Source organism: Methylobacterium sp. WL103 (genome assembly GCF_008039885.1).
GTDB classification, from domain to species: domain Bacteria; phylum Pseudomonadota; class Alphaproteobacteria; order Rhizobiales; family Beijerinckiaceae; genus Methylobacterium; species Methylobacterium cerastii.
In genome coordinates, this window is record NZ_VRUX01000319.1 from 1 (window position 1) to 4,954 (window position 4,954).

The 4,954-nt window shown below is 69.6% G+C and carries 4 protein-coding genes; 2 read left to right on the forward strand and 2 right to left on the reverse strand.

Features of this window, described 5'->3' with window-relative positions; genetic code table 11:
* Positions 1 to 598, reverse strand: a 598-nt coding sequence (locus FV222_RS17295; protein WP_147815258.1) for an AsmA family protein, incomplete at its 3' end; no start/stop codon positions are given.
* 199 nt (positions 599 to 797) lie between these two features.
* Positions 798 to 1,034, reverse strand: coding sequence for a hypothetical protein (locus FV222_RS17300; RefSeq protein WP_147751559.1), 237 nt, complete (start codon positions 1,032 to 1,034; stop codon positions 798 to 800).
* Between the two features lie 172 nt (positions 1,035 to 1,206).
* Here FV222_RS17300 and FV222_RS17305 point away from each other — a divergent pair, with 172 nt between their 5' ends.
* Together FV222_RS17305 and FV222_RS17310 are read left to right on the forward strand one after the other, a co-directional pair.
* Positions 1,207 to 3,606: a UvrD-helicase domain-containing protein gene (locus FV222_RS17305; protein WP_147815262.1), complete on the forward strand. Its 2,400-nt coding sequence runs from the start codon at positions 1,207 to 1,209 to the stop codon at positions 3,604 to 3,606.
* 411 nt (positions 3,607 to 4,017) lie between these two features.
* Positions 4,018 to 4,734: a PhoH family protein gene (locus FV222_RS17310; protein WP_147751561.1), complete on the forward strand. Its 717-nt coding sequence runs from the start codon at positions 4,018 to 4,020 to the stop codon at positions 4,732 to 4,734.
* Positions 4,735 to 4,954: the final 220 nt, after the last annotated feature.

The following is a 4,954-nucleotide window of genomic DNA, read 5'->3' on the forward strand; positions in this document are numbered from 1 at the left end:
CCGCGCCGTCCGCCCCCGGCTCGCCGCTGACGAGGGTGAACGGCAGGCCGCCGCTGCTGCCCGAGACCCGCCACGGGCCGACGAGCGCCGGCGCCTGGACCTGCACGGCCTCCGCGTAGAACTGGTCGGTGCGCCCGGTCGACGGCACGAACGTGGTCAGCAACAGCTGCTGGACGTGAAGGTCTTCGACCGCGAGGTCGCGCCCGCGCAGGGTCTCGCCGAGACCGGCAGGCACCACGAGGGCGTCGCCTTCGGTCACCGGCAGCTTGATCTCGGCGCGGCCGATCCGCGTCTCCGTGAACCGGACCGCGCCCGACAGCAGCGGGGTCAGGCCGAGCTCGGCCTTGACGAAACGCAGGTCGAGGGCGGGCTTTCCCGCATCGTCGCCGAGGTGCAGGCGGTCGAGGCGCAGGCGCGGCGAGGGCAGCAGCCGCACGTCGATGCGGCCCTCGGTGCGGACCGTCAGCCCGAGCGAGCGGCTCACGGTCGCGTCGACGAAGGCGCGATGGGCCGGCCAGTCGATGAAGGGGGGCACGGCGAGCGCCGCGACCAGGATTAGGATGACGGCGCCCGCGAGCGCGGTCAGAAGGTCACGCACCGTGATCGTTCCGCATGCATCCCGCGCCACCCGGCGGGTTCACGGCGGGCATAGCACGCCCTGCGGCAACCAGCGCCAGCGGGCTTTTGTCGGGGGCGGGCAGGGTCGTTTCAGGCGCAGGCCGCCGGGTATTTACCGGATCGCTCGAGCGGGCCCCCCTTCCCTCCCCCGCAGTGGGGGGAGGGAAGCGACGGTCCGTTTATCGCCGGGGGGCGACGACCACGCCCGGGGTGGGTTGAGGCGCCTGCATCTGCTGGCTGCGCTGGATCTCCATGCGCGTGGTGTTGTTCTGCGAGGTGATGTTCTGCTGCAGCGCCCGGGACTCGCTCTGGCGGGCGAAGGACTCGTTGGCGGCGTCGGGGTTGCCCTGCCGGACCTGCGCGAGGGCGGGGGTGGCGGCGAGGACGGCGAGGACGGCGATCGGCACGATGCGCATCGGGCGCTCCTGAATCTCGTGTGGTCTTTATGATGTGGGTCTTGCGATGATCTGACCAAGCGGCCGGACGGCCCTGGGTTCCCCGCCTGCGACTCCCCGCCTGCGACCGTGCGGGGCGGCGACATCGCGTCCGGGCCTCGACGCCGTTCGCGTTTTGGTCCAGGGATTGCCGATGCCGAATTCCTCGCATGCGACGCCGCCTTCCGACGCGGGGCGTGGCCCCAGCTCCATCGCCGCCCGCGCCATGGGGGGCTTGCGCCCGACCGCCGCGTCCTACCTGGACGGCCTGAACGAGGAGCAGCGCCGCGCCGTCGAGGCGACGGAAGGCCCCGTCCTGGTGCTGGCCGGCGCCGGCACCGGCAAGACCCGGGTGCTGACCACGCGCATCGCCCACCTGATCAGCACCGGCCGGGCGCGGCCGTTCGACATCCTGTCGGTGACCTTCACCAACAAGGCCGCGCGGGAGATGAAGCACCGGATCGGCACGCTGGTCGGGCCGGCCGGCGAGGGCATGCCCTGGCTCGGCACCTTCCACGCCATCGGCACCAAGATCCTGCGCCGCCACGCCGAGCTGGTGGGCCTGAAGTCCGACTTCACGATCCTCGGCACCGACGACCAGCTCCGCCTGATGAAGCAGGTGCTCAAGGACCAGAACATCGACGAGAAGCGCTGGCCGGCGCGCGCGCTCGGTCACGTCATCGACGGCTGGAAGAACCGCGGCCTCGGCCCGGACCAGATCCCCGCCGGCGAGGCGCAAGCCTTCGCCTTCGGCAAGGGCGGCGACCTCTACACCGCCTACCAGGCGCGGCTCGTGACCCTGAACGCGGTCGACTTCGGCGACCTGCTGCTGCTGTGCCTCAAGCTGTGGCGCGAGAACCCCGAAGTCCTGACCATCTATCAGGACAAGTTCCGCTACATCCTGGTCGACGAGTACCAGGACACGAACGTCGCCCAGTACCTCTGGCTCCGCCTGCTCGGGCAGACCCGGAAGAACATCGCCTGCGTCGGCGACGACGACCAGTCGATCTACGGCTGGCGCGGGGCCGAAGTCGACAACATCCTGCGCTTCGAGCACGATTTTCCCGGCGCCGTGGTGGTGCGGCTGGAGCGCAACTACCGCTCCACCGGCCACATCCTGGCCGCCGCCTCGGGCCTGATCGCCAAGAACCAGGGCCGGCTCGGCAAGACGCTGCGGACCGAGGACGAGCTCGGCGAGCCCGTCACCGTGTCGGGCGCCTGGGATTCCGAGGAGGAGGCGCGGCTTCTGGCGGAATCGATCGAGTCGCTCCAGGCCAAGCAGCACCCGCTTTCCGAAATCGCGGTGCTGGTGCGGATCTCGGCGCAGATGCGCGAGATCGAGGACCGCTTCGTCCAGCTCGGCCTGCCCTACCGGGTGATCGGCGGCCCGCGCTTCTACGAGCGCGCCGAGATCCGCGACGCGCTGGCGTACCTCCGCGCGACCAAGAACCCGTCCGACGACCTCGCCTTCGAGCGGATCGTGAACACCCCCAAGCGCGGCTTGGGCGACGCGACGCTGCAGCAGCTCCACCTCTATGCCCGCGCCGAGCAGGTGCCGTTCCTGCACGCCGCGCGAAAGCTCTGCGAGACCGACGAGCTCAAGCCGCGCGTCCGCTCGACGCTGCGCGCGCTCACCGAGAGCTTTTCGCGCTGGGCGCGGCTCGTCGAGAGCAACCCGCATTCCGAGGTGGCGCAGACCATCCTCGAGGAATCCGGCTACACCGAGATGTGGCAGAAGGAGAAGTCGGCCGACGCCGCCGGGCGTCTGGAGAACCTCAAGGAGTTCGTCCGCTCGATGGAGGAATTCCCCGACATGGGCGCCTTCCTCGAGCACGTCTCGCTGGTGATGGAAGCCTCTGAGGCCGAGGGCGCCGACCGCGTCTCGCTGATGACCCTGCACGCGGCCAAGGGCCTGGAGTTCGACACGGTGTTCCTGCCCGGCTGGGAGGACGGCCTGTTCCCGAACCAGCGCGCGCTCGACGAGAGCGGCCGCGCCGGCCTGGAGGAGGAGCGGCGCCTCGCCCATGTCGGGCTCACGCGCGCCCGCAAGCGGGCAAAGCTGTCGTTCGCCGTCAACCGCCGCATCCACGGCCTATGGTCCTCCACAATCCCCTCGCGCTTCATCGACGAATTGCCCGAGACCGCCGTCGACGTGATCGAGGCGCCGGCCCACTTCTCGGCGGGCGCCTCGCGGTTCGACCGCAACCCGCAGCCCTTCGGCTCCAGCTACGGCACGCCGGGCTGGCAGCGGGCGCAGGCCAACACCGGGCAAGGGAACGGCGGATCCGGCAACTTCGGCAAGGGCGCGGCGCACACCACCGCCCGCGGCTTCGGCGCCTCGCCCGGCGGCGGGCGCGGCGGGCCGCGCCAGATCGAAGGCGAGCTGATCGCCAAGTCCACCGGCGCGCCCTCGGCCTTCGAGACCGGGATGCGGGTTCTGCACACCAAGTTCGGTCCCGGCGACGTGGCCGCGGTCGACGGCAACAAGCTCACCGTTGACTTCGACAAGGCCGGTCGCAAGATGGTGCTCGACAGCTTCCTGCAGCCGGCCTGACGCCGCCGCGGGACGGCGTCGGGTAGAGGCGTAGGACACGACCTTGGGCGGACCGGACACGGCCCCATCGCCCGACCTTCCCGGCGTACGACACGCCCGTCTCCGAACCATTTCGGCAACACCCGTCCACCACCGTCATGCGGTCGTCGCAGGCGGCGATTCTATGGTGCGCGCGTTGCATGCTCCTGCAACGACGAGGCCGGCCGCATTCGCGGCTCGCCTTGTCCACAAGCTTCGTGTCGTGGGCCGGAACCGGCTCGAGGCAGCCAGATTGCTTTGAGAGAGGCATAGTAAGCCCCGTCACGAAGGTAGAGCGAAGAGCGGTCCCGAGGTTAGCAAGTTCCTAGCTTAGCAAGTCCTTTTGGTTAGCAAGTCCTTTTGGTTAGCAAGTCCCACGCGGAGTGTTGATCGATGAAAAGACGGCGCGCACGACTCGAGCTGGTTGAAGACCGCACGGTCCGGCTGCACAGGACCCGCTTCGACGAGGAACGAAACCTAGGCCCGATCCAACCGCTGACCGACCGGCAGGCCGAGTACCTCGACGCGCTGGCCCTCCACCCGCAGGTGATCGTGCTCGGCCCGGCCGGCACCGGGAAGACCTACATCGCCGGCACCCGCGCCGCCGACCTGCTGCGCCAGCGCCGCATCGCCAAGGTGATCATCACCCGCCCCAACGTCCCCGGCGGCCGCTCGCTCGGCTTCTTCCCCGGCACCCTCGAGGAGAAGATCGCACCCTGGGTCGCGCCGCTCACCGAGGCGATGAAGGAGCGGATGGGCGCCGCCGCCTTCGAGATCGCGCTGAAGGCCGGCGACATCGAGATCGTGCCCTTCGAGGTGATGCGCGGGCGCACCTTCAAGGACTGCCTCGTGATCCTCGACGAGGCGCAGAACACGACCACCGCCGAGATCAAGATGTTCCTCACCCGCATCGGCGACGCGTGCCAGGTGATCATCAACGGCGACGTCTCGCAGACCGACCTGCGCGAGACTTCGGGCCTGCGCACCGTCATCCACCTGATCAAGAGCCGGATGATGCCGATCCCCGTCGTGGAGTTCACCCGCGACGACATCGTCCGCTCCGGGATCTGCGCCGAATGGGTGAAGGCGTTCGAGGAAACGAATCTCTGAGTTGTACGTTACCAGCGGCGGGTCGAAGCGGAGACCCGCCGCGCTTCTCCGGCGCGACTTCCTTCTCCCTTCCTTCGGACCCGGAGGATGGAATGGGTGCCGCGGCCCGACGACAAGAAACAGGATTATCTCCGTGAGGAAACTGACCTTCGCCGTTGCCGTGCTCGCCTCGCTCGGCGCCGCCGCGATCACCGCCCCCGCCTCTGCCGCCCCCGGCGCC